Below are 24208 nucleotides of genomic sequence, written 5' to 3'. Positions count from 1 at the left end.
ATTCACTCATCAGGGTGAGGGATTGCCCCATTTGCCCCGATAATCCTTCCTAGCTCTTTACTCTGCATTACGGTTCATTTACCGAGAGTTGAGATATCCCGCCGCTGCACGCCGTGACCCACGGCCGCGACCCGCCCTCCGGCAGCCCCGGAGGACCCCTTGTTCCGCGACCGCGCTGCCCCGGAGGAGACGGGAAACATGTCTGCCTGCGTCCCCACTCGCACCACCGAATCGGCTCACGCTCCACGCGCCCCGAGACCCCACACCCCGCCCCCGCACCGCAGATTCCGCATCGCGGGAGCGGATGTGTCCGCCTCGATCGCCGTCTTCCTGATCGCCCTGCCGCTCTCCCTGGGCATCGCCCTGGCCACCGGCGCCCCGCTCCAGGCGGGCCTGGTCGCCGCCGCCGTGGGCGGTCTGGTCGCCGGGCGGTTCGGGGGCTCCGCGCTCCAGGTGAGCGGGCCCGCCGCCGGGCTGACCGTCGTCACGGCCGACCTCATCCAGAAGTACGGCTGGCAGGCGACGTGCGGCATCACCGTGCTCGCCGGGGTCGCCCAACTCGGCCTCGGCTGCCTGCGGGTGGCCCGCACCGCGCTCGCCGTCAGCCCCGCCGTGGTGCACGGCATGCTGGCCGGGATCGGCGTGACCATCGCCGTGGCCCAGCTGCACATCGTGCTCGGCGGGACGCCGCACAGCTCGGTGATCGGCAACGTCCGTGAGCTGCCCGACCAGTTGGCGCACCTGCATCCGGCCGCGCTGTCGATGAGCGTGCTCACGCTGGCGGTGCTGTTGCTGTGGCCGCGGATTCCGGGGCGGGCCGGGCGGCTGGCGAAGGCCGTGCCCGCGGCGCTCGTGGCCGTGGCCACGGCGACGGCCTGCGCCTCGCTCTCCGGGATCAGCCTGGACAAGGTGCACCTGCCGTCGTGGCGGAGTCACGCGCTGGCCGGGCTGCCCGAGGGGCCCGTGCTCGGGGTCGTCGCGGCGGTGCTCACGATCATGCTGGTGTGCAGCGTGCAGTCGCTGCTCGGCGCCGTCGCCGTGGACAAGCTGGTCGCCCAGGATCCCGCGCTGCACGCGCGCGTGGGGCGCTCCGACCTCGACCGGGAGCTGCTCGGGCAGGGGGCGGCCAATGTGGTGTCGGGGGCGCTCGGCGGGCTGCCCGTCGCGGGGGTGGCGGTGCGGAGCGTGACCAATGTCCGCGCCGGTGCCGTGAGCAGGAACTCCTCGATGCTGCACGGCGTTTGGGTTCTTGTCGCCGCCCTGCTCCTGGTGCCCGTCCTGGAGCTGATCCCGCTCGCCTCGCTCGCCGCCCTGGTGATGGCCGTCGGCATCCAGATGGTGAGCCTCAACCACATCCGTACGGTCACGCGCCACCGCGAGATCCTCGTCTACGCGGTCACCACGCTCGGCGTCGTCCTCGTCGGCGTCCTCGAAGGGGTCGCGCTCGGCGTCGCCGTGGCCGTCGCCGTCGCCCTGCACCGCCTCGCCCGCACCCGCATCACGCACACGGAGGACGAGGACGGGGTCCACCACGTGCGCGTGCGCGGCCAGTTGACCTTCCTCGCGGTTCCCCGGCTGAGCCGCACCCTGCACCTCGTACCCCAAGGAGCTGACGTCGTCGTGGAGTTGGACGGGTCCTTCATGGACCACGCCGCCTTTGAGTCGCTGCAGTGCTGGCAGGACGGGCACACCGGGCAGGGCGGGACCGTGGAGATGACCGGGCGGGCCGGGACGCGGATCGCCGAGCCCGCGAGCGCCGCGCACTCCTGCTGCCGCCCCTGGACCCCATGGCGCAACCACCACTGCGACCGCCCGCAGGAGGCCGCGCAGGACGGGCACGACGAGATCAGGCCCAGCGGGCACCAACTGGCCAGCGGCATCAGCGCGTTCCAGCGGAACACCGCGCCGCACGTACGGGGCGAGCTGGCGCGGCTCGCGCGCGAGGGGCAGCGGCCCGCGCAGCTCTTCCTGACCTGTGCGGACTCCCGGGTGGTCACGTCGATGATCACGTCGAGCGGTCCGGGCGACCTCTTCGTCGTACGGAACGTGGGCAATCTCGTGCCGCTGCCGGGCGCCGAGAGCGGGGACGACTCGGTGGCGGCCGCGATCGAGTACGCGGTGGACGTGCTGCAGGTCAAGTCCATCACCGTGTGCGGGCACTCCGGGTGCGGGGCGATGCAGGCGCTGCTGGGCACGCCGCCCGGGGGTGCCCAGACGCCGCTGAAGCGGTGGCTGCGGCACGGCCTGCCGAGCCTGGAGCGGATGGGGCGGGACGACCGGGACGACGGGCTGTGGCCGCGGCTCGCGGGGCGAGCCCCGGCCGACGCCGTCGAGCAGCTCTGTCTCACCAATGTGGTGCAGCAGTTGGAGCACCTGAGGGCGCACGAGTCGGTGGCGCGCCGACTTGCCGAGGGAAGTCTCGAACTGCACGGTATGTACTTCCACGTGGGAGAGGCCCAGGCGTATCTGCTGACGGGTGCCACCAGTGATGACGCGGCGCTGGACGAGGTCTTCGATCAGGTCGCCCCGGCGGGACGGGTAAAGGTCTAAACCAATTTTCCGCAGGCCCTTGTCACCAGGGCTGTCCGTCTGATGAGCTGTGGCTTGGGACACAACGGACACCCTGGGAAAGGGAGATGTCGTGAGCAACGAAAGCCTGGCCAACCTGCTGAAGGAAGAGCGCAGGTTCGCGCCACCGGCGGAGCTGGCGGCCGACGCCAACGTCACCGCGGAGGCGTATGAACAGGCCAAGGCTGACAGGCTCGGCTTCTGGGCCGAGCAGGCCCGTCGGCTGACCTGGGCCACCGAACCGACCGAGACGCTCGACTGGTCGAACCCGCCCTTCGCGAAGTGGTTCGCCGACGGGAAGCTCAACGTCGCGTACAACTGCGTCGACCGCCACGTGGAGGCCGGCAACGGTGACCGCGTCGCGATCCACTTCGAGGGCGAGCCCGGCGACAGCCGGGCCATCACCTACGCCGAGCTCAAGGACGAGGTCAGCAGGGCCGCGAACGCCCTGACGGAGCTGGGAGTTCAGGCGGGCGACCGGGTCGCGGTCTATCTGCCGATGATCCCGGAGGCGGTCGTCGCGATGCTGGCGTGCGCGCGCATCGGCGCCGCCCACTCCGTCGTCTTCGGCGGCTTCTCCGCCGACGCCATCGCCGCCCGCATCCAGGACGCGGACGCGAAGCTCGTCATCACGGCGGACGGCGGCTACCGCAGGGGCAAGCCGTCCGCGCTCAAGCCCGCCGTGGACGAGGCCGTCAGCCGGGTCGACGGCGTCTCCAAGGTGCTCGTCGTGCGCCGCACCGAGCAGGACGTGGCGTGGACCGAGGGCCGCGACGTGTGGTGGCACGACATCGTCGCGCGGCAGTCCGCGGAGCACACCCCGCAGGCGTTCGACGCGGAGCACCCGCTCTTCATCCTCTACACGTCCGGTACGACGGGTAAGCCGAAGGGCATCCTGCACACCTCGGGCGGCTACCTCACGCAGGCGTCGTACACGCACCACGCGGTCTTCGACCTCAAGCCGGAGACGGATGTCTACTGGTGCACGGCCGACATCGGCTGGGTGACGGGCCACTCCTACATCACCTACGGCCCGCTCGCGAACGGCGCGACGCAGGTCATGTACGAGGGCACGCCGGACACCCCGCACCAGGGCCGCTTCTGGGAGATCGTGCAGAAGTACGGGGTCACGATCCTGTACACGGCGCCCACCGCCATCCGTACTTTCATGAAGTGGGGCGACGACATCCCCGCCAAGTTCGACCTGAGCAGCCTGCGGGTCCTCGGGTCGGTCGGTGAGCCGATCAACCCCGAGGCGTGGATCTGGTACCGGAAGAACATCGGCGGCGACACCTGCCCGATCGTGGACACCTGGTGGCAGACCGAGACCGGGGCGATGATGATCTCCCCGCTGCCCGGTGTGACGGAGACGAAGCCCGGCTCGGCGCAGCGTCCGCTGCCCGGCATCTCCGCGACCGTCGTCGACGACGAGGCGAACGAGGTCCCGAACGGCGGGGGCGGCTACCTCGTCCTCACCGAGCCGTGGCCCTCCATGCTGCGCACCATCTGGGGCGACGACCAGCGGTTCATCGACACCTACTGGTCGCGCTTCGAGGGCAAGTACTTCGCCGGTGACGGCGCCAAGAAGGACGAGGACGGGGACATCTGGCTCCTCGGCCGCGTGGACGACGTGATGCTGGTCTCCGGCCACAACATCTCGACCACCGAGGTCGAGTCGGCGCTCGTCTCGCACCCGGCCGTCGCCGAGGCCGCCGTGGTCGGCGCCGCCGACGAGACCACCGGGCAGGCCATCGTCGCCTTCGTGATCCTGCGGGGCACCGCGAACGCGGAGGACGAGGGGCTCGTCGCCGAGCTCCGCAACCACGTGGGCGCGACGCTCGGGCCGATCGCCAAGCCGAAGCGGGTCCTGCCGGTGGCGGAGCTTCCCAAGACCCGGTCCGGCAAGATCATGCGGCGCCTGCTGCGGGACGTCGCGGAGAACCGGGAGCTCGGGGACGTCACGACGCTCACCGACTCGTCCGTGATGGACCTGATCCAGTCGAAGCTGCCGGCGGCGCCGAGCGAGGACTGATCTCCCGCACGGCATCCCCGTACGACATCCCGTACGGGGATGCCGTACGACAGCGAAAAGGGCACCCGGCGAGCGCGCCGGGTGCCCTTTTCGCGCTTAAAGTGAAGATCACCGGATAGGTCCGGGCGCACGTTAGGTACCCTAAGGATCGCGTCAACAACGCGACAAGAAACATCTAGGTGCGCCGGGAAGTCTGGTCGGCATGTGCTTTGTCCTGCCTACCTGACCGGAGGTCGACCCCCGTGGCCGCGCCCGCACCCCAGAACAACCGCAAGGTCCTCGGACGCCTCTCCCTGCCCGAGCGCACTTTCGTGGCGGACGCCCTGCGCGCCGAGACCGTCGGCGGCGTGCTGCTGCTCATCGCCGCCATCGCCGCCCTGATCTGGGCGAACACCCCGCTCAAGGAGAGCTACGAGTCCGTCCGTGACTTCCACATCGGGCCCGGATCGCTCGGCCTGAACCTCTCCATACAGCACTGGGCGGCCGACGGGCTGCTCGCGATCTTCTTCTTCGTCGCCGGGATCGAGCTCAAGCGCGAGCTGGTCGCGGGCGATCTGCGCGACCCCAAGGCGGCCGCGCTGCCCGTGATCGCCGCGGTCTGCGGCATGGCCGTGCCCGCGCTCGTGTACGTCCTGGTCAACACCCTCGGCGGCGGATCGACGGACGGCTGGGCGGTGCCGACGGCCACCGACATCGCCTTCGCGCTCGCCGTGCTCGCCGTCATCGGCACCTCGCTGCCGTCGGCGCTGCGCGCCTTCCTGCTCACCCTCGCCGTCGTCGACGACCTCTTCGCGATCCTGATCATCGCGGTCTTCTTCACCAGCGACCTCAACTTCGCCGCGCTCGGCGGCGCCGTCGTCGGCCTCGCCGTCTTCTGGCTGCTGCTCAGGAAGCGCGTGCGCGGCTGGTACATCTACGTGCCGCTGGCGCTGGCGATCTGGGGCCTGATGTACAACAGCGGCGTCCACGCCACCATCGCCGGTGTCGCCATGGGCCTGATGTTGCGCTGCCACCGCGAGAACGGTGAGGAGCACTCCCCCGGCGAGCACATCGAGCACCTCGTACGCCCGGTCAGCGCCGGGCTCGCGGTGCCGTTGTTCGCGCTGTTCAGCGCCGGGGTCGCGGTCTCGGGCGGGGCGCTCGGGGACGTCTTCACCCGGCCCGAGACGCTGGGTGTGGTGCTCGGCCTCGTGGTCGGCAAGGCGGTCGGCATCTTCGGCGGGACCTGGCTGGCCGCGCGGTTCACCAAGGCCGAGCTGAACGACGAGCTGGCCTGGCCCGATGTGTTCGCGGTCGCCTCACTGGCCGGGATCGGCTTCACCGTCTCGCTCCTGATCGGTGAACTCGCCTTCAAGGGCGACCAGCTGATGACGGACGAGATCAAGGCCGCCGTCCTGATGGGCTCTCTCATCGCGGCCGTGCTCGCCTCCGTACTCCTGAAGGTTCGGAACGCCAAGTACCGCAAGCTGTGCGAGGACGAGGAGCGCGACGAGGACCAGGACGGCATCCCGGACGTCTACGAACAGGACAAGCCGGACTACCACCTGCGGATGGCGGAGATCTACGAGCGGAAGGCCGCCGAACACCGCAGGCTCGCTGAAGTGGCGGGTGGGTCGAGCAGCGGGGGCGACGGTCCGGCATGATCTGAGGCAGACACCCGGAAATGAAGAGGGAGTACGCGATGAGCGCACCCGACGGCCCCGTCGGCGCCGAGCGCAGCCTCGGCCAGCTGGTCGCCACGGCGACGAGCGAGATGTCCGCCCTGGTGCACGACGAGATCGCCCTGGCCAAGGCCCAGTTGCGCCAGGACGTCAAGCGCGGCGCGGTCGGCGGGGCCGCGTTCGCGGCGGCGGGGGCGGTGCTCATCTTCTCGCTGCCGATGCTGAGCTTCGCACTCGCGTACGGGATCCGGACGTGGAGCCACTGGAACATGGCGATCTGCTTCGTGCTGTCGTTCGCCGCGAACGTTCTGGTGGCCGGGCTGCTCGCGCTGATCGGCGTCGTCTTCGCGAAGAAGGCCAAGAAGGGCAGGGGCCCGCAGAAGGTCGCCGCGTCCGCCAAGGAGACCGCCGCCGTACTGGGGAACGTCAAGCCGCACCCGCGCGCCGTGAGCCCTGCGGGTACCGCTGCCGGTGACCGCGCCCTCGAGGCCGCCGACGCTGTGGCACGCTCGTCTTCATGACGGACCCCGCCCCGCAGCACACCACGTCCTCGTCCCCCGCGCCCACGGCGCCCCCTTCGCTGGTACGCATCGAAGGGCCCTGGAGCCACCGGGACGTCGCCGCGAACGGGGCGCGCTTCCACATCGCCGAGCTCGGCGAGGGGCCGCTGGTCCTGCTGCTGCACGGCTTCCCGCAGTTCTGGTGGTCGTGGCGGCACCAGCTGACGGCGCTGGCCGACGCGGGCTTCCGCGCCGTCGCGATGGACCTGCGCGGCGTGGGCGGCAGCGACCGCACCCCGCGCGGCTACGACCCGGCGAACCTCGCGCTCGACATCACCGGCGTGGTGCGCTCCCTCGGCGAGCCGGACGCGGCGCTCGTCGGCCACGACCTGGGCGGCTATCTCGCGTGGACGGCGGCCGTGATGCGGCCCAAGCTGGTGCGCCGCCTGGTCGTCTCGTCGATGCCGCACCCGCGCCGCTGGCGCTCGGCGATGCTGCGCGACCGGAAGCAGACCGCGGCCGGGTCCTACATCTGGGGCTTTCAGCGGCCCTGGCTGCCGGAGCGTCAACTCGTCGCGGACGACGGGGCGTTGGTGGGGCGGCTGATCCGGGACTGGTCCGGGCCCGGGCTGCCGGACGACGAGGCCGTGGAGACGTACCGGCGGGCGATGTGCATCCCGTCGACGGCGCACTGCTCGATCGAGCCGTACCGGTGGATGGTGCGCTCGCTGGCGCGGCCCGACGGCATCCAGTTCAACCGGCGCATGAAGCGGCCGGTGCGGGTGCCCACGCTGCATCTGCACGGCTCGCTCGACCCGGTCCTGCGCACGCGCAGCGCGGCCGGCTCCGGGGAGTACGTCGAAGCCCCGTACCGCTGGCGGCTGTTCGACGGTCTGGGGCACTTCCCGCACGAGGAGGACCCGGTGGCCTTCTCGAGCGAGCTGGTGAGCTGGCTGAAGGATCCCGAGCCGGACCGCTGAGGGCTCGTGTGCGCCCGGCTGAGGGCTCGCGGGCGTCCGGCTGAGGGCTCGCGGGGCGTCCGGCTGAGGTGACGCGTGTCCACTGGGAACGTCTGTCCTACGAACGCCAATTGCCTGCCGCATAGGCCAATTGGGGCCCCTGTGCGCGGTTACCGACCATGAGGCACGGGCACACGTCGGGGTATGGGCTGGACGCACGACTACAGTGACGCAGCACGCAATCGCCGCTCGGCCACAGCGGTGAACAGCCACGAAAGGGGTGGCCGGCACGATCCGGGGTACCCCGGGCAGGCCGTCTCCGCTCAGGGCATCGGCATCCCCCACATCCTGCGCCGCAGGGCCCGCTGGGTCTCGGCGCGGCTACGCCACAACCGCGACTGAGCCGTTCCCTCCCGCCACAGCTCCCCTCACAGCGCGCAACCCTGGCTGTCGACCTGCTGGTTGGCGGTGCGGCCGCGCCGGATGTCCTCGCGGATCTCGTCCGCGGTGAGCGCGTACCCGGTGTCCGGGTCGTCGAGGGACTTGGCGAACACCACTCCGTAGACCTGCCCCTCGGGTGTGAGGAGCGGGCCGCCGGAGTTGCCCTGGCGGACGGTCGCGAACAGCGAGTAGACGTCACGGCGGACGGTGCCCCGGTGGTAGATGTCCGGGCCGTTGGCCGTGATGCGGCCGCGCACGCGCGCGGGGCGGACGTCGTACGCGCCGTTCTCGGGGAAGCCCGCGACGATCGCGTTGTCCCCGCTGCTCGCGTCGCGCTCGGTGAACTTGAGCGCGGGCGCCTGCAGGGACGGCACGTCCAGTACGGCGATGTCGCGCTCCCAGTCGTAGAGGACGACCTTCGCGTCGTACAGGCGGCCCTGGCCGCCGATCTGGACGGTGGGCTCGTCGACGCCGCCGACCACGTGGGCGTTGGTCATCACGCGGCGGTCGTCGAAGACGAAGCCGGTGCCTTCCAGGACCTTGCCGCAGCCGGACGCCTGGCCGACGACCTTCACGATGGACTTCTGCGCGGTCGTGGCGACGCGGCTCTTGGCGAGCTTCGGGTCGGGCGGGCTGACTTCCTTGATGGGCTCGTTCGAGAACGGGCTGAAGACCTGCGGGAAGCCGTTGCGCGCGAGGACCGAGGAGAAGTCGTCGAACCAGGTGCCGGCCTCGTCAGGGAGGGCGTCGTTGACGCCGTGGAGCACCTTCGAGCCCTTGACCTCTTTGGTGAGCGACTGCAGCGACGTGCCGCCGAGCGCGCTGCCGATCAGCCAGGCGACCAGAAGCATCGCCAGTACGTTGACGAGCGCGCCGCCCGTCGCGTCCAGGACGCGGGCGGGCCGCCAGGTGATGTACCGGCGGAGCTTGTTGCCCAGGTGCGTGGTGAACGCCTGGCCCACCGAGGCACAGACGATCACGATGACGACGGCGACGACGGCCTCCGTCGTGCCCACCGTCCCCTCGTCCGTGGCCGCGTCCCAGATGACCGGCAGCAGGTACACCGCGACCAGACCGCCGCCCAGGAAGCCGATCACCGACAGGATGCCGACGACGAAGCCCTGGCGGTATCCCACGACCGCGAACCAGACGGCTGCGAGCAGGAGGAGGATGTCCACCACGTTCACCGAATCACGCCTCGCCTCGCATCATGGTCGCTTCATCAGCCCCCCACCTTGTCATGCGCGCCAGTCGAGCGGGACCTGCTTCGCCCTGTCCCAGGGGCGCTCCCAGCCCGCGAAGTGGAGGATCCGGTCGATCACTCCCGCCGTAAAACCCCAGACCAGAGCGGATGCGACGAGGAAGGCCGGGCCCTTGTGCCCGCTGGGGTGCACGGCGGTGGCGCGGTTGGCCGGATCCGTGAGATCGGACACGGGGACGGTGAAGACCCGGGCCGTCTCGCCGGGGTCGACGACGGAGACGGGGCTCGGCGAGCGCCACCAGCCGAGGACGGGCGTCACGACGAATTCGCTCACCGGGATGTAGAGCGCGGGCAGCACTCCGAAGAGCTGCACGCCGCGTGGGTCGAGGCCGGTCTCCTCCTCGGCCTCGCGCAGGGCGGCGCGCAGGGGGCCGTCCGTCCGCGGATCGCCGTCCTCCGGGTCGAGGGCGCCGCCCGGGAAGGAGGGCTGGCCCGCGTGAGACCTGAGGGAGCCCGCGCGCTCCATGAGGAGGAGCTCGGGGCCCCGCTCGCCCTCGCCGAAGAGGACCAGGACGGCGGACTGGCGCCCTGCGCCGCTCTCCGGGGGCAGGAAGCGGCTGAGCTGGTCGGGGCGCACGGTGCCGGCGGCGCGCACGACGGGGTCGAGCCAGGTGGGGAGGCCGTCGGTGGAGAGGGTCACGTGGCCGTCTTCCGGGGCTGCGTCCCGGCCGGTGCCGCTGTTGCCGCCGGTGCCTCTGCCGTTCCTGTCGTCCGTGTCGATGCTGCCCTCGTCAGTGCTGTCCCTGTCCGTGCCTTCGTGGATCCTGCTCGTGTGTGCCATGGGCCACCCCCGTCCGTGTGAACACAACGCCCTTGGCCCCGCGGTTCGTTCCGCGGGGTCGCCCGCCTCTCTTCAGGCGCCCAGGGGGCGGGCCGGGAGGCCGCCCGCGTCCAGGTAGGACTGCGGGGGCTTCAGGCGCTGGCCGGGGAAGCCGCCCTTCTCGTACTTCAGGAGCTTCCTGGCCTTCTCCGGGTCGGTCTCGCCCTCCCCGTACGCCGGGCAGAGCGGGGCGATCGGGCAGGCGCCGCAGGCGGGCTTGCGGGCGTGGCAGATGCGGCGGCCGTGGAAGATCACGTGGTGGCTGAGCATCGTCCAGTCGCTCTTCGGGAAGAGCGCGCCGACGGCCTTCTCGACCTTGTCGGGGTCCTCCTCGTCGGTCCACTTCCAGCGGCGGACGAGGCGGCCGAAGTGGGTGTCCACGGTGATGCCCGGGCGGCCGAAGGCGTTGCCCAACACGACGAAGGCGGTCTTGCGGCCCACTCCGGGGAGCTTGACGAGATCTTCGAGGCGGCCGGGGACCTCACCCCCGAAGTCGTCCCGCAGGGCGGCTGCGAGGCCCATGATCGACTTGGTCTTGGCGCGGAAGAAGCCGGTGGGCCTGATCAGCTCCTCGACCTCTTCGGGGTTGGCCGCGGCGAGGTCCTCGGGGGTGGGGTAGCGGGCGAAGAGGGCGGGCGTCGTCTGGTTCACGCGCAGGTCGGTGGTCTGCGCGGAGAGGACGGTGGCGACCACGAGCTGGAAGGGATTCTCGAAGTCCAGCTCGGGGTGGGCGTAGGGGTACACCTCGGCGAGCTCGCGGTTGATGCGGCGGGCTCGGCGGACCAGGGAGAGGGCGGACTCGGGCTTGGTGGCCTGGGCGGTCTTGGGGGCGGCGGGCGCTTCTTTCTTGGCCGCTGTCTTCTTGGTGGCCGTTGCCTTCTTGGTGATGGCTGCCTTCTTGGTGGCGGCTGTCTTCTGGTTGGTGGCAGCTGCCTTCTTGGCGGGCGTCGCTGCCTTCTTGGCGGGCGTCGCTGCCTTCTTGGCGGGCGTCGCCTTCTTGGCGGCAGGCGTCGTCTTCTTGGCCGCGGACGTCGCCTTCTTGGCTGTCGTCACCTTCTGGACCACCTTCTCGTTGGCAGAGAGCTCAACCGCCGTCTTCCTCGCGCGCCGGGAGTCCGACTTGCCCTCTTTGTCGGAATTCACTGAACTCGCGCACGCCTGTTCGCCCACAGCGGAATCGTGCGCCCCCGTCGCCGTCCCAGCCCCCTTGGCCTGCGCTCTCACCGGCTTTTTGGACACCCGGCCAGCCTAGAGCCAGCCACTGACATCCGCCCCGGAGCCCGGTAATCGGCCCCCAATTGGCCCCCTCCCGCACGGCACGCGACGCCAGTGCGGCAGACTTGTGACTGATCACACTGTTTGGACCGTCCGGCAAAATGGGGAGCACGGTCCCCTGAAAACGGGGGAGCAAGATCCCCTGAGCAGGTCGACAAGGAGAGAACTCGTGGACGACGTTCTGCGGCGCGCCCCGCTCTTCGCGGCGCTCGATGACGAGCAGGCCGCGGAGCTCCGCGCCTCCATGAGTGAGGTGACGCTCGCGCGCGGAGACGCCCTTTTCCACGAGGGCGACCCCGGAGACCGCCTGTACGTGGTCACCGAGGGCAAGGTGAAGCTCCACCGCACATCCCCGGACGGCCGGGAGAACATGCTGGCGGTGCTCGGCCCCGGCGAGCTCATCGGTGAGCTGTCGCTCTTCGACCCGGGCCCACGCACGGCGACCGCCTCCGCCCTCACCGAGGTGAAGCTCCTCGGCCTGGGCCACGGCGACCTCCAGCCCTGGCTGAACGCCCGCCCCGAGGTGGCCTCCGCGCTCCTGCGCGCCGTCGCCCGGCGCCTGCGCAAGACCAACGACCAGATGTCCGACCTGGTCTTCTCGGACGTCCCGGGCCGCGTGGCCCGCGCGCTCCTCGACCTGTCGCGCCGCTTCGGCGTGCAGTCCGAGGAAGGCATCCACGTGGTGCACGACCTCACGCAGGAAGAGCTCGCCCAGCTGGTCGGCGCCTCCCGCGAGACGGTCAACAAGGCACTCGCCGACTTCGCGGGCCGCGGCTGGCTGCGGCTCGAGGCGCGCGCGGTGATCCTGCTCGACGTGGAGCGACTGGCCAAGCGGTCGCGCTGACGCGCTGTCCGTACGGTCCGTCCGTACGGTGATGGGGCCCCGCCCGGGTATGGGCGGGGCCCCATCGTGCTGTCCCGTGCCGTCCGTCCCTGAGCCTGGAGGGGTGCCCCCGTGGAGAGCAGCTCCGTCACCGAGGTCAGCGAGCCGGAACCTCGCCCCGGGACCGGGACCGGGACCGGAACCGGAACCAGGACCAGGACCGGGACCGGGACCGGGCTCGACGAGCAGGGGTACATCGCGCGCGAAGGGTCCCTCGCCCGCGTACAGACCGAGTTCCGGCCGGTCGTCGCGGCGGCGCGGGACCGGGTGCTCGACGCGTTCGGGACGCGGCTCGACAGTGCGTACCTCTACGGGTCCGTTCCGCGGGGGACGGCGCGGCCCGGGCGGTCCGATCTCGACCTGCTGATCGTCCTGCGCGCGGAGCCCACGGAGGCCGACCGGGCCGCCGCCGAGGCCGTCGGGGGCGCGCTCGACGGGGAGTTCGGGGAGATCGACGGGGTCGGGGCGCTGCTGTTCTCGCGGGACCGGGTGCTGAGCCCCTTGGAGACGTACGACTTCGGGTGGTTCCTCGCCTGCCTCTGCACGCCGCTGCTCGGCGAGGACCTGGCCGAGTTCCTGCCGCGCTACCGGCCCGACGGGCTCCTCGCGCGCGAGACCAACGGGGACCTGGCCCTCTGTCTGGCGCGCTGGCGCGAGCAGTTGGCGGCGGCGGGCACGGACGCGGACCTGCGTGTGCTGTCCCGGCGGATCTCCCGGCATCTCGTCCGCACGGCCTTCACTCTGGTCATGCCGCGCTGGGGCGGCTGGACCAGTGACCTCGACGAGATGGCCGGGGCGTTCGCGCGGTACTACCCCGAGTGGGGCGAGCGGATCCGGGGCGCGGCCGCCGTCGCGTACGAGCCGGTGGCCGACCGGGAGTTGCTCGCCTCGTACGCGGAGGAGCTCGGGCCGTGGCTGGCCGCGGAGTACGCGGCGGTGCACGGGGTGAAGGCGCCCCGCCCATGACCGGGGGGCGCCCGGCCCCTCACCCCTCGATGAGCCCGTGCTCCCCCAAGTACTCCAGCTGTGCCCGCACCGACAGCTCGGCGGCGGGCCACAGTGAGCGGTCCACGTCCGCGTACACGTGCGCGACCACGTCCGCGGGCGTCACGTGTCCGTTCTCCACCGCCGTCTCGACCTGGGCCAGGCGGTGGGCCCGGTGGGCGAGGTAGAACTCGACGGCGCCCTGGGCGTCGTCGAGGACGGGGCCGTGGCCCGGCAGGACCGTGTGCACGCCGTCGTCGACGGTCAGGGAGCGCAGCCGGCGCAGCGAGTCCAGGTAGTCGCCGAGGCGCCCGTCCGGGTGCGCGACGACCGTGGTGCCCCGGCCGAGGATGGTGTCGCCCGTCAACACGGCCTGGTCGGCGGGGAGATGGAAGCTCAGCGAGTCGGCGGTGTGGCCGGGTGTGGGCACGACGCGCAGTTCGAGCCCGCCGGTGGTCACCACGTCCCCGGCCCCGAGCCCCTCGTCCCCGAGCCGCAGCGCCGGGTCGAGCGCCCGCACCTTGGTGCCCGTCAGCTCCGCGAACCGGCCCGCGCCCTCCGCGTGGTCGGGGTGGCCGTGGGTGAGCAGGGTCAAGGCGACGCGCTTGCCGAGGCGTCCGGCGGTGGCGACGACGTTCTGCAGGTGCCCCTCGTCCAGCGGCCCCGGGTCGATCACCACGGCGAGCGCGGAGTCCGGCTCGGAGACGATCCAGGTGTTGGTCCCGTCGAGCGTCATGGCGTCGGCGTTGGGCGCGAGGACGTTCACGGCGCGGTCGGTGGCGGGCCCGGACACGACGAGCCCGCGGGGCTGGCCGGGGAGGGCTGCGGCTTCGGTCACTTGGCGTCTCCGGTTGCTCCGGCCCGGCCCGTCGAGCTCGTGGAACTCGTCGAGCTCGTTGAGCCCGTTGAGCCCGTTGAGCCCGTTGAGCCCGTCGGGATGTGCTTGGTGAACTCGTCGTGCCCCGGCCACGTCAGGACCAACTCGCCCTCCTCCAGGCGTGCCTGGGCCAGGACCGGGGTCAGGTCGCGGGTGGGGGCGGCGGCGAGGGCCGCGGCCGGGGAGGCGTACGGGAGGAGCTGGCGGAGCGTGGCGATGGTGGGCGGCATCATGAGGAGTTCGCCGCTGTCGTAGCCGGCGGTGGCCTCCTCGGGGGCGATCCACACCGTCCGGTCCGCCTCCGTCGAGGCGTTGCGGGTGCGCTGGCCCGCGGGCAGGGCCGCGACGAAGAAGAACGTGTCGTAGCGCCGGGGTTCGAACTCGGGGGTGATCCAGCGGGCCCAGGCGGCAAGGAGGTCGCTGCGCAGGGTCAGGCCGCGGCGGTCGAGGAACTCCGCGAAGGACAGGTCGCGGGCCACCAGGGCCTCGCGGTCCGCCTCCCAGTCGGCGCCCGTGGTGTCGCCCACCACCGAGTCGGAGGTGGGGCCCGCGAGCAGCACGCCGGCCTCCTCGTACGTCTCGCGCACGGCCGCGCAGACGACGGCCTGCGCGGTCGCCGTGTCGGGCACGCCGAGGCGGTCCGCCCACACCTCGCGCGCGGGGCCCGCCCAGCGGACCAGGAGGTCGTCGTCGCGCGGGTCGACGCCGCCGCCCGGATACGCGTACGCGCCTCCGGCGAAAGCCATGGAGGCGCGTCTGCGCAGCATGTGAACCTGCGGGGCGTGCGGAGTGCCGGAACCGGATCCCGCACCCGCCGCCGCGTCGCGGAGCAGCATCACGGTCGCCGCGCGCCGCGGCGTCGCGGGCGTCAGCTCCCCGCTCGCCAGGGCACGGATGCGATCCGGCCACTCCGGTGGGTACCACTGCCCATTTGCCATGGGCGGAGGCTATCCCTTGGCGCGCTTATGTTCGAGGGGCAACTACCGGCCGCCCCACGGCGCGCGCACAGCCGGCACGGCCGTACGGGCTCACGCCTCCGTGAGCTCGACCTGGATCTCGACCTCGACCGGGGCGTCCAGCGGCAGCACCGCGACGCCCACCGCGCTGCGGGCGTGCACGCCCTTGTCGCCGAGGACCTCGCCGAGCAGCTCGCTCGCGCCGTTGACCACGCCGGGCTGGCCGGTGAAGTCCGAGGCCGAGGCGACGAAGCCGACGACCTTGACCACCCGCGCGATCCGGTCGAGGTCGCCCGCCACCGACTTCACCGCGGCGAGCGCGTTCAGCGCGCAGGTGCGGGCGAGGTCCTTGGCCTCTTCGGGCGTGACCTCGGCGCCGACCTTGCCGGTGGCCGGGAGCTTGCCCTCCACCATCGGGAGCTGGCCCGCGGTGTAGACGTACACGCCGGACTGCACGGCGGGCTGGTACGAGGCCAGCGGCGGCACGACCTCGGGCAGGGTGAGGCCGAGCTCCGCCAGCTTCGCCTCCACGGCCCCGGCGCTCATGCCTGCTTCTCCCGCTTCAGGTAGGCCACCAGCTGCTCGGGGTTGTTCGGCCCGGGCACGACCTGGACGAGCTCCCAGCCGTCCTCGCCCCAGGTGTCCAGAATCTGCTTGGTCGCGTGCACCAGAAGCGGCACCGTCGCGTATTCCCACTTGGTCATGTGGCCGACTGTAGCCGCTGCGGATGGTGGCCTCCTGCGTACTCCGTTCCGGCACTGGTTAGGCTCGAAGGCGTGAGCAGGCTCCAGGTCGTCAGCGGCAAGGGCGGTACCGGCAAGACCACGGTGGCCGCGGCCCTCGCGCTCGCCCTGGCGACGGAGGGCAAGCGGACCCTCCTCGTCGAGGTCGAGGGCAGGCAGGGCATCGCGCAGCTCTTCGAGACCGAAGCGCTGCCCTACGAGGAGCGGAAGATCGCCGTCGCTCCCGGGGGCGGGGAGGTGTACGCCCTCGCCATCGACCCCGAGCTGGCGCTCCTCGACTACCTCCAGATGTTCTACAAGCTGGGGGGCGCGGGCCGGGCCCTGAAGAAGCTCGGCGCGATCGACTTCGCCACCACCATCGCGCCCGGTCTGCGGGACGTCCTGCTGACCGGCAAGGCGTGCGAGGCGGTGCGCAGGAAGGACAAGCGCGGCCGGTACGCGTACGACTGCGTCGTGATGGACGCGCCGCCGACCGGACGCATCACCCGCTTCCTGAACGTCAACGACGAGGTCGCCGGGCTCGCCAAGATCGGGCCGATACACAATCAGGCGCAGGCCGTGATGCGGGTGCTCAAGTCCCCCGAGACTTCTGTGCACTTGGTCACGCTCCTCGAGGAGATGCCCGTCCAGGAGACCGCCGACGGGATCGCGGATCTGAAGGCCGCGCAGCTGCCCGTGGGGCGCGTCATCGTGAACATGGTGCGGCCCGCGCTGCTCGACGAGGCCGCCCTGGAGCTGGGGCTCGAACAGACCCCTCGTACGGCCATCGCCAAGTCCTTGTCCGCGGCGGGCCTCGGCGGGGCCCGGCGCGGCGGGAACGCGGAGCGGCTCGTCGACCCGCTCCTGGAGCAGGCCACCGAGTACGCCGAGCGCTACGCCCTGGAGCGCGACCAGCGAGCCGTCCTCGCCGCCCTGGGGCTGCCGCTGCACGAACTCCCGCTGCTCGCCGGGGGGATGGACCTGGCGGGCCTGTACGAGCTCGCGACGGAACTGCGGAAGCAAGGGATCGCCGCATGACGCTGGACCCGGCACTCGCCCTCGACGTCGACTCCCTGCTCGACGACCCGAAGACCCGCATCGTGGTGTGCTGCGGCTCGGGCGGCGTCGGCAAGACGACCACGGCGGCGGCCCTCGGCCTGCGCGCCGCCGAGCGGGGCCGCAAGGTCGTGGTGCTCACCATCGACCCGGCGCGCCGACTCGCCCAGTCCATGGGCATCGACTCGCTCGACAACGTGCCCCGCGAGGTCAAGGGCATCGACGACGGGGCCGGCGGCAGCCTGCACGCCATGATGCTCGACATGAAGCGGACCTTCGACGAGATCGTCGAGGCGCACGCGGACCAGGAGCGCGCCCGCGCGATCCTCAACAACCCCTTCTACCAGTCGCTTTCGGCGGGCTTCGCGGGCACGCAGGAGTACATGGCGATGGAGAAGCTGGGGCAGCTCAGGTCCCGGGACGAATGGGACCTCATCGTCGTGGACACCCCGCCCTCGCGCTCGGCGCTCGACTTCCTGGACGCGCCGAAGCGGCTCGGGTCCTTCCTGGACGGGAAGCTGATCCGGCTCCTCATGGCCCCGGCGAAGGTGGGCGGCCGTGCCGGGATGAAGTTCCTCAACGTCGGCATGTCGATGATGACGGGCGCCCTGGGCAAGCTCCTGGGCGGTCAACTCCTGCGCGACGTGCAGACGTTCGTGGCCGCGATGGACACGATGTTCGGCGGCTTCCGTACGCGCGCGGACGCCACGTACCGGCTGCTCCAGGCGCCCGGCACGGCCTTCCTCGTGGTGGCGTCGCCGGAGCGGGACGCGCTGCGCGAGGCCGCGTACTTCGTGGAGCGGCTCGCCGCGGACAAGATGCCGCTCGCCGGTCTGGTGCTGAACCGGGTGCACGGCAGCGGTGCCGCCCAGCTGTCCGCCGAGCGGGCGCTCGCCGCCGCGGAAAATCTTGAGGAGAGCCGCATTGTGGATCAGGAGGGAGGGAAGGTTGGAGTTCGTAACTCCCTCGGCAACTCCCTTGATGCTCCCGAGACTTCAGCCTCCGAGGCTCCTTCGACTCCCGCGCCGTCAGAAGCACCCGCAGCACCTGAAACACCTGAGGCACCTGAAGGTCCACACTCTCCCGAAGACTCCCCCGAGGATCAGCTGACCCAGCTGACCGCGGGTCTGCTGCGGCTGCACGCGGAGCGGATGCGGCTGCTCGCGCGCGAACAGCGCACGCGAGACCGCTTCACCGCGCTCCACCCCGAGGTCGCCGTGGCCGAAGTGGCCGCGCTTCCCGGGGATGTGCATGACCTCGCAGGTCTGCGGGCCATCGGAGACCGGCTCGCGACCGATGACGATCCGGCCGGAGCAGCCTGAGCCTCCGTGAAAGGGACTCGGTGTGACGGACTCGGTGCGACGGACTCGGTGCGACTGGGACCCACTCCCGCCGGGGCCACTCACACCTGAGCACTCACGCCAGGCCACTCACACCTGCGCGGCTAACCCACCGCCGCGTAGCTCTCGTACGTCTCCTCGTCCTCCAAGTCCACGGGCAGCAGGCCCGTGCCACGCTCGTACTCGGAGCGTGCTGTCTCGAGCAGTCGGCGCCAGGAGGTGACGGTCGGACGCCTGCGCAGCAGTGCGCGACGCTCCCGCTCCGTCATGCCACCCCACACGCCGAACTCGACGCGATTGTCCAGCGCATCGGCCAGGCACTCGGTCCGCACCGGGCATCCGGTGCACACCGCCTTGGCCCTGTTCTGCGCTGCTCCTTGAACGAACAGTTCATCCGGATCGGTAGTGCGGCAGGCCGCCTGCGCACTCCAGTCGGTTACCCAGCCCATACCGGCGCCGTCCTCTCCCGAATCGAGGCTCCCCCACGGCGGCAGCGGCATATTCACCGCCGCCAGTTGAGGACGTTACGGAAGGTCGCGACAGCGCAACACCCCCTTCGGGCCCAATCTTGAATGGCCCGAACGGACTATGCGTAAGCGGCAGATCACCCGACGGAGTGAGCCGAGGACATGCGTGAGGAACCCGGCGGAACCGGGAATTTCAGTTGGGTCACAACGGACGCCCCATGACGCATGAGGCGGATTCGGACAACAGTCCACCGGATTCGGGAACGGCGGAGGGGTTGTTACGGGACCGCACTGCTGTGACAGTTGAGAGCAGCTTAGGCCAAGGCATATACGCCTGTCCGGCGAATCAGAACGTAGGCTGCCCTCATGCCAAAGAAGCGCTCGGGCGGTGGTCTGTCCCCAACGCAGCAGGCCGCCAAGTTCCTAGGTGTCAGCGTGCTCGCGGGGGCCGTCCTGGCCGGAATCGCCCTGCCCGCGGCCGGTGCGCTCGGCCTCGCGGCCAAGGGCTCGGTCGAGGGATTCGACGAGATCCCCGCCAACCTGCGCCAGCCGCCGCTGAGTCAGCGCACCACGATCCTCGACGCCAAGGGCGGCAACATCGCGACGGTCTACTCGCGTGACCGCACCGTCGTGCCGCTCAAGGACATCTCGCCGTACATGCAGAAGGCGATCGTCGCCATCGAGGACGCGCGCTTCTACGAGCACGGCGCGGTCGACATGAAGGGCATCCTGCGCGCGCTGAACCAGAACGCGCAGAGCGGCGGCGTCTCGCAGGGCGCCTCCACGCTCACGCAGCAGTACGTGAAGAACGTCTTCGTCGAGGAGGCCGGGGACGACCCGACCAAGGTCGCCGAGGCCACGCAGCAGACGCTCGGGCGCAAGATCCGCGAGCTGAAGTACGCGATCCAGATCGAGGACAAGCTCGGCAAGAAGCGGATCCTCAACAACTACCTGAACATCACCTACTTCGGGCAGCAGGCGTACGGCGTCGAGGCCGCGGCCCAGCGCTACTTCTCCAAGCCCGCCAAGGAGCTGAACGTCCAGGAGGCGGCGCTGCTCGCCGGGATCGTGCAGTCGCCGAGCCGCTACGACCCGGTCAACGACACCGAGGAAGCCACGAAGCGGCGCAACGTCGTGCTGCAGCGCATGGCCGACACCCACGACATCTCGCAGCAGGACGCCGACAAGGCCAAGGAGAAGCCGCTCGGCCTGAAGGTCAGCAAGCCGAAGAACGGCTGCATCACCTCGGTCAACGGCGCCGGGTTCTTCTGCGACTACGTCCGCGAGGTGTTCCTCAACGACCCGGTCTTCGGCAAGACCAAGGAGGCCCGGGCCAAGCTGTGGAACCGCGGCGGCCTGAAGATCCGCACGACGCTCGACCCGCAGGCGCAGGAGTCGGTGCAGGCGTCGATAAAGGATCACGTGAACCAGACCGACGAGGTGGCGACCGCCGCGACCATCGTCGAGCCGGGCAGCGGCAAGATCCTGGGCATGGGCCAGTCGCGTCCGTACGGCTTCAAGAAGGACGAGACCACGATCAACCTGTCCGTGAACAAGGACATGGGCGGCGGCGCCGGCTACCAGCCCGGTTCGACGTTCAAGCCGATCGTGGCCGCGGCCGCCATAGAGGGTGGCAAGCCGCCGACGCAGAGCTACGCGTCGCCGTACGAGATGGCGTACCCGAGCTCGGTCTCGGCCTGTGACGGCAAGACCTGGTCCAACACGGCCGGTTCGAAGGTCTCGAACGAGAACGAGTCCGAGGTCGGCCCGTACGCCATGCGGGAAGCGACCGCGAAGTCGGTCAACACCTACTACGTGCAGCTGATCGGCGACATCGGCATCTGCCCGGTGACGCAGATGGCCGACAAGATGGGCGTCCACCGCGCCGACGGCAACGACATGGTCCAGGCCCCGTCGATCGCGCTCGGCACGCAGGAGATGTCGCCGCTGACGATGGCGAGCGCGTACGCGACCTTCGCCTCGCGCGGCACGTACTGCACGCCCATCGCGATCGAGTCGATCTCCACGCTCGGCGGCAAGTCGCTGCCGGTCCCGAAGACCTCGTGCTCGCGCGCGATGTCGGAGAAGACCGCCGACACCATCAACACACTGCTCAAGGGCGTGGTCGAGGACGGCACCGGCCAGCAGGCGGGCCTCGGCGGCGGCCGTCCCAGCGCGGGCAAGACCGGTACGACGGACTTCCGCTACGCGGCCTGGTTCGTCGGCTACACCCCGAACATGTCGGGCGCGGTCTGGGTCGGCGACCCGCAGCACAAGCGGCAGATGGTGAACATCACCATCGGCGGCCAGCCCTACGACAAGGTCTTCGGCGGTGAGGTCCCCGGACCGATCTGGCGCGACGCCATGTCCGGCGCCCTCGCGGGCAAGCCCGCGCCGGGCTTCAACACCATCCACATCCCGGGTGGCGACAAGGGCAAGGACAAGGACAAGCCCCACGACGACGGGAAGCCGGGCGGTGACGACCACGGCGGCTTCATCGGCGGCATCGACGGCGGTGGCGACGGTGGCGGTGGCGACGACGGCGGTGACGGCGGCTTCATCGGCGGTGCCGACGGGGGCGGCGACGGCGGCGGTGGCGACATCGGCGGCTGGATCGGCGGTGCCGACGGCGGCAACGGCGGGAACAACGGCAACGGCAACGGAGGCGGCGGGGTCGGAGGCTGGCTTCCCTGAGCCCGGTCCTCTCCCCGGCTGACGACGATGAGGGCGCCCCCTGATGCAGGGGGCGCCCTCATTCACGTATGTACGCGCATCCATGCGTTTGTACGCGAGGTACGCGGGTGTCCGCCTAGGTACGCGTGTACGCCTAGGTACGCGGGTGACGCCTAGGTACGCGGGGACTCAGCCGCCCGCGAGCAGCTTCTTGACCGTCGCGGCGACGCGGCCGCCCTCGGCCTGGCCCGCCACCTTCGGGTTCACGATCTTCATGACCTGGCCCATGGCGCGCGGGCCCTCGGCGCCGGCGGCCTTCGCCTCCTCGACGGCCTGCGTGACGATGGCCGTCAGCTCCTCGTCGCTGAGCTGCTTGGGCAGGTAGTCGGCGAGGACCTCGCCCTCCGCCTTCTCGCGCTCGGCCTGCTCGGGGCGGTTGCCCTGCGCGAAGGCATCGGCGGCCTCGCGGCGCTTCTTCGCCTCGCGGGTGATCACCTTCTGCACCTCGTCGTCGGAGAGCTCGCGCTTCTCCTTGCCCGCGACCTCCTCCTTCGTGATGGCGGCGAGGGTCATCCGGAGCGTCGAGGAGCGCAGCTCGTCGCGCCCCTTGATCGCGGCGTTGAGGTCTTCCTGCAGCTTCGACTTGAGCGTGGTCATGGGGAGATTGTCGCAGGTGTGGTGGGGGCCCTGCCCCTTGATTTCGGGGGCGGTGGCGGTCTGACACGATGGACGCATGCGCGCGCGATACGCAGTACCCCTGGGAATCTCGGCGACAGCCGCCGCCACCGTCGCCTACTCCGTGGGCATCGAGGCCCGCCTGTTCCGGCTGCGACGAGTGACGGTGCCGGTCCTGCCTCCGGGGATGCGTCCGCTGCGCGTCCTGCAGGTCTCCGACATCCACATGGTGTCGGGCCAGCGCAAGAAGCAGCGCTGGCTGCGCTCGCTCGCCGGCCTGCGCCCGGACTTCGTCGTCAACACCGGCGACAACCTCTCCGACCCCGAGGCCGTGCCCGAGGTCCTGGACGCGCTCGGCCCGCTGCTCGAGTTCCCCGGCACCTACGTCTTCGGCTCGAACGACTACTACGGCCCCAAGTGGCGCAACCCCGCCCGGTACTTGCTGGAGAAGGTGCAGGGGCGCCACGGCCTGAACGGCAACAAGCCCGCGGTCGGCGTCATCCACAACCCGTGGGAGGACCTGCGCGACGGCTTCGACACCGCGGGCTGGGTCAACCTCACCAACACGCGCGGCTCGCTGAAGATCGAGGGCTACGAGATCGGCCTGACCGGCGTCGACGACCCGCACATCAAGCGCGACCGGTACGCACAGGTGGCGGGCGGCCCCGACACGGGCGCCGACTTCTCGATGGGCATCGTGCACGCCCCGTACCTGCGCGCCCTGGACGCCTTCACCGCGGACGGCTACCCGCTGGTCCTCGCGGGCCACACCCACGGCGGCCAGGTCTGCATCCCCTTCTACGGCGCCCTGGTCACCAACTGCGACCTGGACACGGACCGGGTGAAGGGCCTGTCGACGCACGAGTCCGAGGGCCGCACGTCGTACCTGCATGTGTCGGCGGGGTGCGGCGCCAACCGCTACACGCCGATGCGGCTCGCGTGCCCTCCGGAGGCGACGCTGCTGACGCTGGTGCCCCGGGAGAGCTGAGCCCCCACTCCGGGCCCCTTCGGAGACCCCCTTCGGAGACCCCCTTCTGAGGCACTCTTCGGAGACCCCCTTCTGAGGCACTCTTCTGAGGCCCTCTCGGGTTCCGCGGCCCCTCGGGCGGGCGGGCCCGCGTGGGTCTGCGTACCGTGGGGGCATGATCGGGACAGACCGGACTTCGCGTGGTATGCGGGGCATAAGGGGCGTGCGAGGTGTGCCGGGCGTGAAAGGCACCCGAAGCGCCTTCGACTCCCGGAACGCCTTCAGCGCCCGGGGCGTTCCGGCCGAAGCGGTCGCGCCCCCTCCCGTACGCCGCCCTCTCGCCGCCGTGTTCCGCGCGCTCGTCGCGCTGGCCGCGCTGACCGGCATCGTCATCGACCTGGTCCTCGCCGACAGCGTGCCGCGCGTCCTGAGCTACTTCACGGTCCAGAGCAATGTGCTGGTGGCGGTGGTGTTCGCGGTCAGTGCGTGGCGGGCGTGGGCGGCACGGCCGCCGCTGCTTCCGTGGCTGACCGGCGGGACGCTCCTCTTCATCTCCATCACGGGCCTCGTCTACCACTTCGTCCTCGCGAACGACGCGAGCAGCTTCTCGATGACCGGCGACGAGGCCGCCCCCCTGACCGGCTGGCACTCGGTCTCCAACCAGCTCCTGCACACGGTGACGCCGCTGGGCGCGCTCGCGAACTGGCTCTTCCTCATCCGCCCCGGAGGACTCCGCCTCCGCCACGCCGGGCTGTGGCTGCTGTACCCGCTGGCCTACTTCGCCTTCGCCCTGATCCGCGGCGCGATCATGACGCCGGGCACCCCGGCGCGCTACCCGTACCCGTTCCTCGACGTCGACCTGCACGGCTACGCCGGGGTCCTGGGCAACGCCGTGATCTTCGGTCTCGCCTTCTACGCGCTGGCGCTGGCGCTGGTCGGCCTGGACCGGGTGAGGCCCCGGCCGAGGGGGCGGGGGAAGGACGGGACGAAGGGCCTCGGAAACCGGATTTCGTCTCAGGGCGCCGGTCCGCTAAAGTAATCGATGTCGCCACGACCTGCGCAGCAGAAGCTGACGGGGAGCGGAGCAACGA

Annotated in this window: 22 protein-coding genes; 13 read left to right on the top strand and 9 right to left on the bottom strand. The window is 70.9% G+C overall.

Annotation, left to right across the window (positions count from 1 at the left end; translation table 11 throughout):
* Positions 1 to 198 precede the first annotated feature (198 nt).
* The 6 genes from ACQB60_RS29990 (at position 199) to ACQB60_RS29965 (ending at position 8122) form a co-directional block, all read left to right on the top strand.
* Positions 199 to 2550: a bifunctional SulP family inorganic anion transporter/carbonic anhydrase gene (locus tag ACQB60_RS29990; RefSeq protein WP_496929233.1), complete on the top strand. Its 2352-nt coding sequence runs from the start codon at positions 199 to 201 to the stop codon at positions 2548 to 2550.
* Positions 2551 to 2599: 49 nt separating this feature from the next.
* A complete protein-coding gene (gene acs / locus ACQB60_RS29985) occupies positions 2600 to 4600 on the top strand; it encodes an acetate--CoA ligase (protein WP_496929232.1) in 2001 nt (666 codons plus the stop codon).
* 242 nt (positions 4601 to 4842) lie between these two features.
* Positions 4843 to 6243, top strand: coding sequence for a Na+/H+ antiporter NhaA (gene nhaA, locus ACQB60_RS29980; protein WP_496929231.1), 1401 nt, complete (start codon positions 4843 to 4845; stop codon positions 6241 to 6243).
* Between the two features lie 38 nt (positions 6244 to 6281).
* The gene (locus ACQB60_RS29975) at positions 6282 to 6782 is read left to right on the top strand and encodes a phage holin family protein (protein WP_496929230.1); all 501 of its coding nucleotides are present in this window, start codon (positions 6282 to 6284) and stop codon (positions 6780 to 6782) included.
* Positions 6779 to 7741, top strand: coding sequence for an alpha/beta fold hydrolase (locus ACQB60_RS29970; RefSeq protein WP_496929229.1), 963 nt, complete (start codon positions 6779 to 6781; stop codon positions 7739 to 7741). The genes ACQB60_RS29975 and ACQB60_RS29970 overlap by 4 nt, the downstream gene beginning before the upstream one ends.
* A 183-nt stretch (positions 7742 to 7924) precedes the next feature.
* Positions 7925 to 8122, top strand: a complete 198-nt coding sequence (locus tag ACQB60_RS29965; protein WP_496929228.1) for a hypothetical protein — start codon at positions 7925 to 7927, stop codon at positions 8120 to 8122.
* 26 nt (positions 8123 to 8148) lie between these two features.
* Here ACQB60_RS29965 and ACQB60_RS29960 read toward each other — a convergent pair whose 3' ends face one another.
* From ACQB60_RS29960 to nth, 3 genes are all read right to left on the bottom strand, one after another.
* Positions 8149 to 9348 (bottom strand): MarP family serine protease, encoded by a 1200-nt coding sequence (locus tag ACQB60_RS29960; protein WP_496929227.1) that lies wholly within the window; start codon positions 9346 to 9348, stop codon positions 8149 to 8151.
* 51 nt (positions 9349 to 9399) lie between these two features.
* Entirely contained in the window at positions 9400 to 10203 is an 804-nt protein-coding gene (locus ACQB60_RS29955; RefSeq protein WP_496929226.1) for an NUDIX hydrolase, read from the bottom strand.
* A 72-nt stretch (positions 10204 to 10275) separates the two neighbouring features.
* Positions 10276 to 11295, bottom strand: a complete 1020-nt coding sequence (gene nth, locus ACQB60_RS29950) for an endonuclease III (protein WP_496929225.1) — start codon at positions 11293 to 11295, stop codon at positions 10276 to 10278.
* Positions 11296 to 11686: 391 nt separating this feature from the next.
* Between nth and ACQB60_RS29945 the strand changes: the two genes are divergently transcribed.
* Positions 11687 to 12361 carry a cyclic nucleotide-binding domain-containing protein gene (locus ACQB60_RS29945; protein ID WP_161304336.1) on the top strand — a complete coding sequence of 225 codons (675 nt, stop codon included), beginning with the start codon at positions 11687 to 11689 and terminating at the stop codon, positions 12359 to 12361.
* A 234-nt stretch (positions 12362 to 12595) separates the two neighbouring features.
* Positions 12596 to 13366, top strand: coding sequence for a nucleotidyltransferase domain-containing protein (locus ACQB60_RS29940; protein WP_496929361.1), 771 nt, complete (start codon positions 12596 to 12598; stop codon positions 13364 to 13366).
* A 19-nt stretch (positions 13367 to 13385) separates the two neighbouring features.
* Here ACQB60_RS29940 and ACQB60_RS29935 read toward each other — a convergent pair whose 3' ends face one another.
* The 4 genes from ACQB60_RS29935 to sp36 form a co-directional block, all read right to left on the bottom strand.
* A complete protein-coding gene (locus tag ACQB60_RS29935) occupies positions 13386 to 14222 on the bottom strand; it encodes an MBL fold metallo-hydrolase (protein ID WP_384834891.1) in 837 nt (278 codons plus the stop codon).
* Positions 14219 to 15199 (bottom strand): NUDIX hydrolase, encoded by a 981-nt coding sequence (locus ACQB60_RS29930; RefSeq protein WP_496929224.1) that lies wholly within the window; start codon positions 15197 to 15199, stop codon positions 14219 to 14221. Before ACQB60_RS29930 ends, ACQB60_RS29935 begins: the two co-directional genes overlap by 4 nt.
* Before the next feature lie 90 nt (positions 15200 to 15289).
* Entirely contained in the window at positions 15290 to 15763 is a 474-nt protein-coding gene (locus tag ACQB60_RS29925) for a RidA family protein (RefSeq protein ID WP_496929223.1), read from the bottom strand.
* Positions 15760 to 15921: a Sp36 family protein gene (sp36, locus tag ACQB60_RS29920; protein ID WP_003975360.1), complete on the bottom strand. Its 162-nt coding sequence runs from the start codon at positions 15919 to 15921 to the stop codon at positions 15760 to 15762. The genes ACQB60_RS29925 and sp36 overlap by 4 nt, the downstream gene beginning before the upstream one ends.
* A 72-nt stretch (positions 15922 to 15993) precedes the next feature.
* Between sp36 and bagA the strand changes: the two genes are divergently transcribed.
* Together bagA and bagB are read left to right on the top strand one after the other, a co-directional pair.
* Positions 15994 to 16977 carry an ATPase BagA gene (bagA, locus tag ACQB60_RS29915; RefSeq protein WP_496929222.1) on the top strand — a complete coding sequence of 328 codons (984 nt, stop codon included), beginning with the start codon at positions 15994 to 15996 and terminating at the stop codon, positions 16975 to 16977.
* Positions 16974 to 18317, top strand: a complete 1344-nt coding sequence (bagB, locus tag ACQB60_RS29910) for an ATPase BagB (RefSeq protein ID WP_496929221.1) — start codon at positions 16974 to 16976, stop codon at positions 18315 to 18317. The genes bagA and bagB overlap by 4 nt, the downstream gene beginning before the upstream one ends.
* Positions 18318 to 18439: 122 nt before the next feature.
* Here bagB and ACQB60_RS29905 read toward each other — a convergent pair whose 3' ends face one another.
* Entirely contained in the window at positions 18440 to 18784 is a 345-nt protein-coding gene (locus ACQB60_RS29905; RefSeq protein WP_016642765.1) for a WhiB family transcriptional regulator, read from the bottom strand.
* A gap of 384 nt (positions 18785 to 19168) precedes the next feature.
* On the opposite strand from ACQB60_RS29905, the gene ACQB60_RS29900 reads away from it, so the two are divergent.
* On the top strand, positions 19169 to 21496 hold the full coding sequence (locus tag ACQB60_RS29900; protein ID WP_496929220.1) for a transglycosylase domain-containing protein: 2328 nt from the start codon (positions 19169 to 19171) through the stop codon (positions 21494 to 21496).
* A gap of 168 nt (positions 21497 to 21664) precedes the next feature.
* Here ACQB60_RS29900 and ACQB60_RS29895 read toward each other — a convergent pair whose 3' ends face one another.
* A complete protein-coding gene (locus ACQB60_RS29895; protein ID WP_496929219.1) occupies positions 21665 to 22132 on the bottom strand; it encodes a GatB/YqeY domain-containing protein in 468 nt (155 codons plus the stop codon).
* 76 nt (positions 22133 to 22208) lie between these two features.
* Here ACQB60_RS29895 and ACQB60_RS29890 point away from each other — a divergent pair, with 76 nt between their 5' ends.
* A complete protein-coding gene (locus ACQB60_RS29890; protein WP_496929218.1) occupies positions 22209 to 23138 on the top strand; it encodes a metallophosphoesterase in 930 nt (309 codons plus the stop codon).
* A 220-nt stretch (positions 23139 to 23358) separates the two neighbouring features.
* Positions 23359 to 24156 (top strand): Pr6Pr family membrane protein, encoded by a 798-nt coding sequence (locus ACQB60_RS29885; protein ID WP_496929217.1) that lies wholly within the window; start codon positions 23359 to 23361, stop codon positions 24154 to 24156.
* Positions 24157 to 24208 lie beyond the last annotated feature (52 nt).

This window comes from Streptomyces odontotermitis (assembly GCF_050510915.1).
In the GTDB taxonomy this organism is placed as follows: Bacteria; Actinomycetota; Actinomycetes; order Streptomycetales; family Streptomycetaceae; genus Streptomyces.
This window is presented reverse-complemented; position numbering and strand designations above follow the sequence as displayed.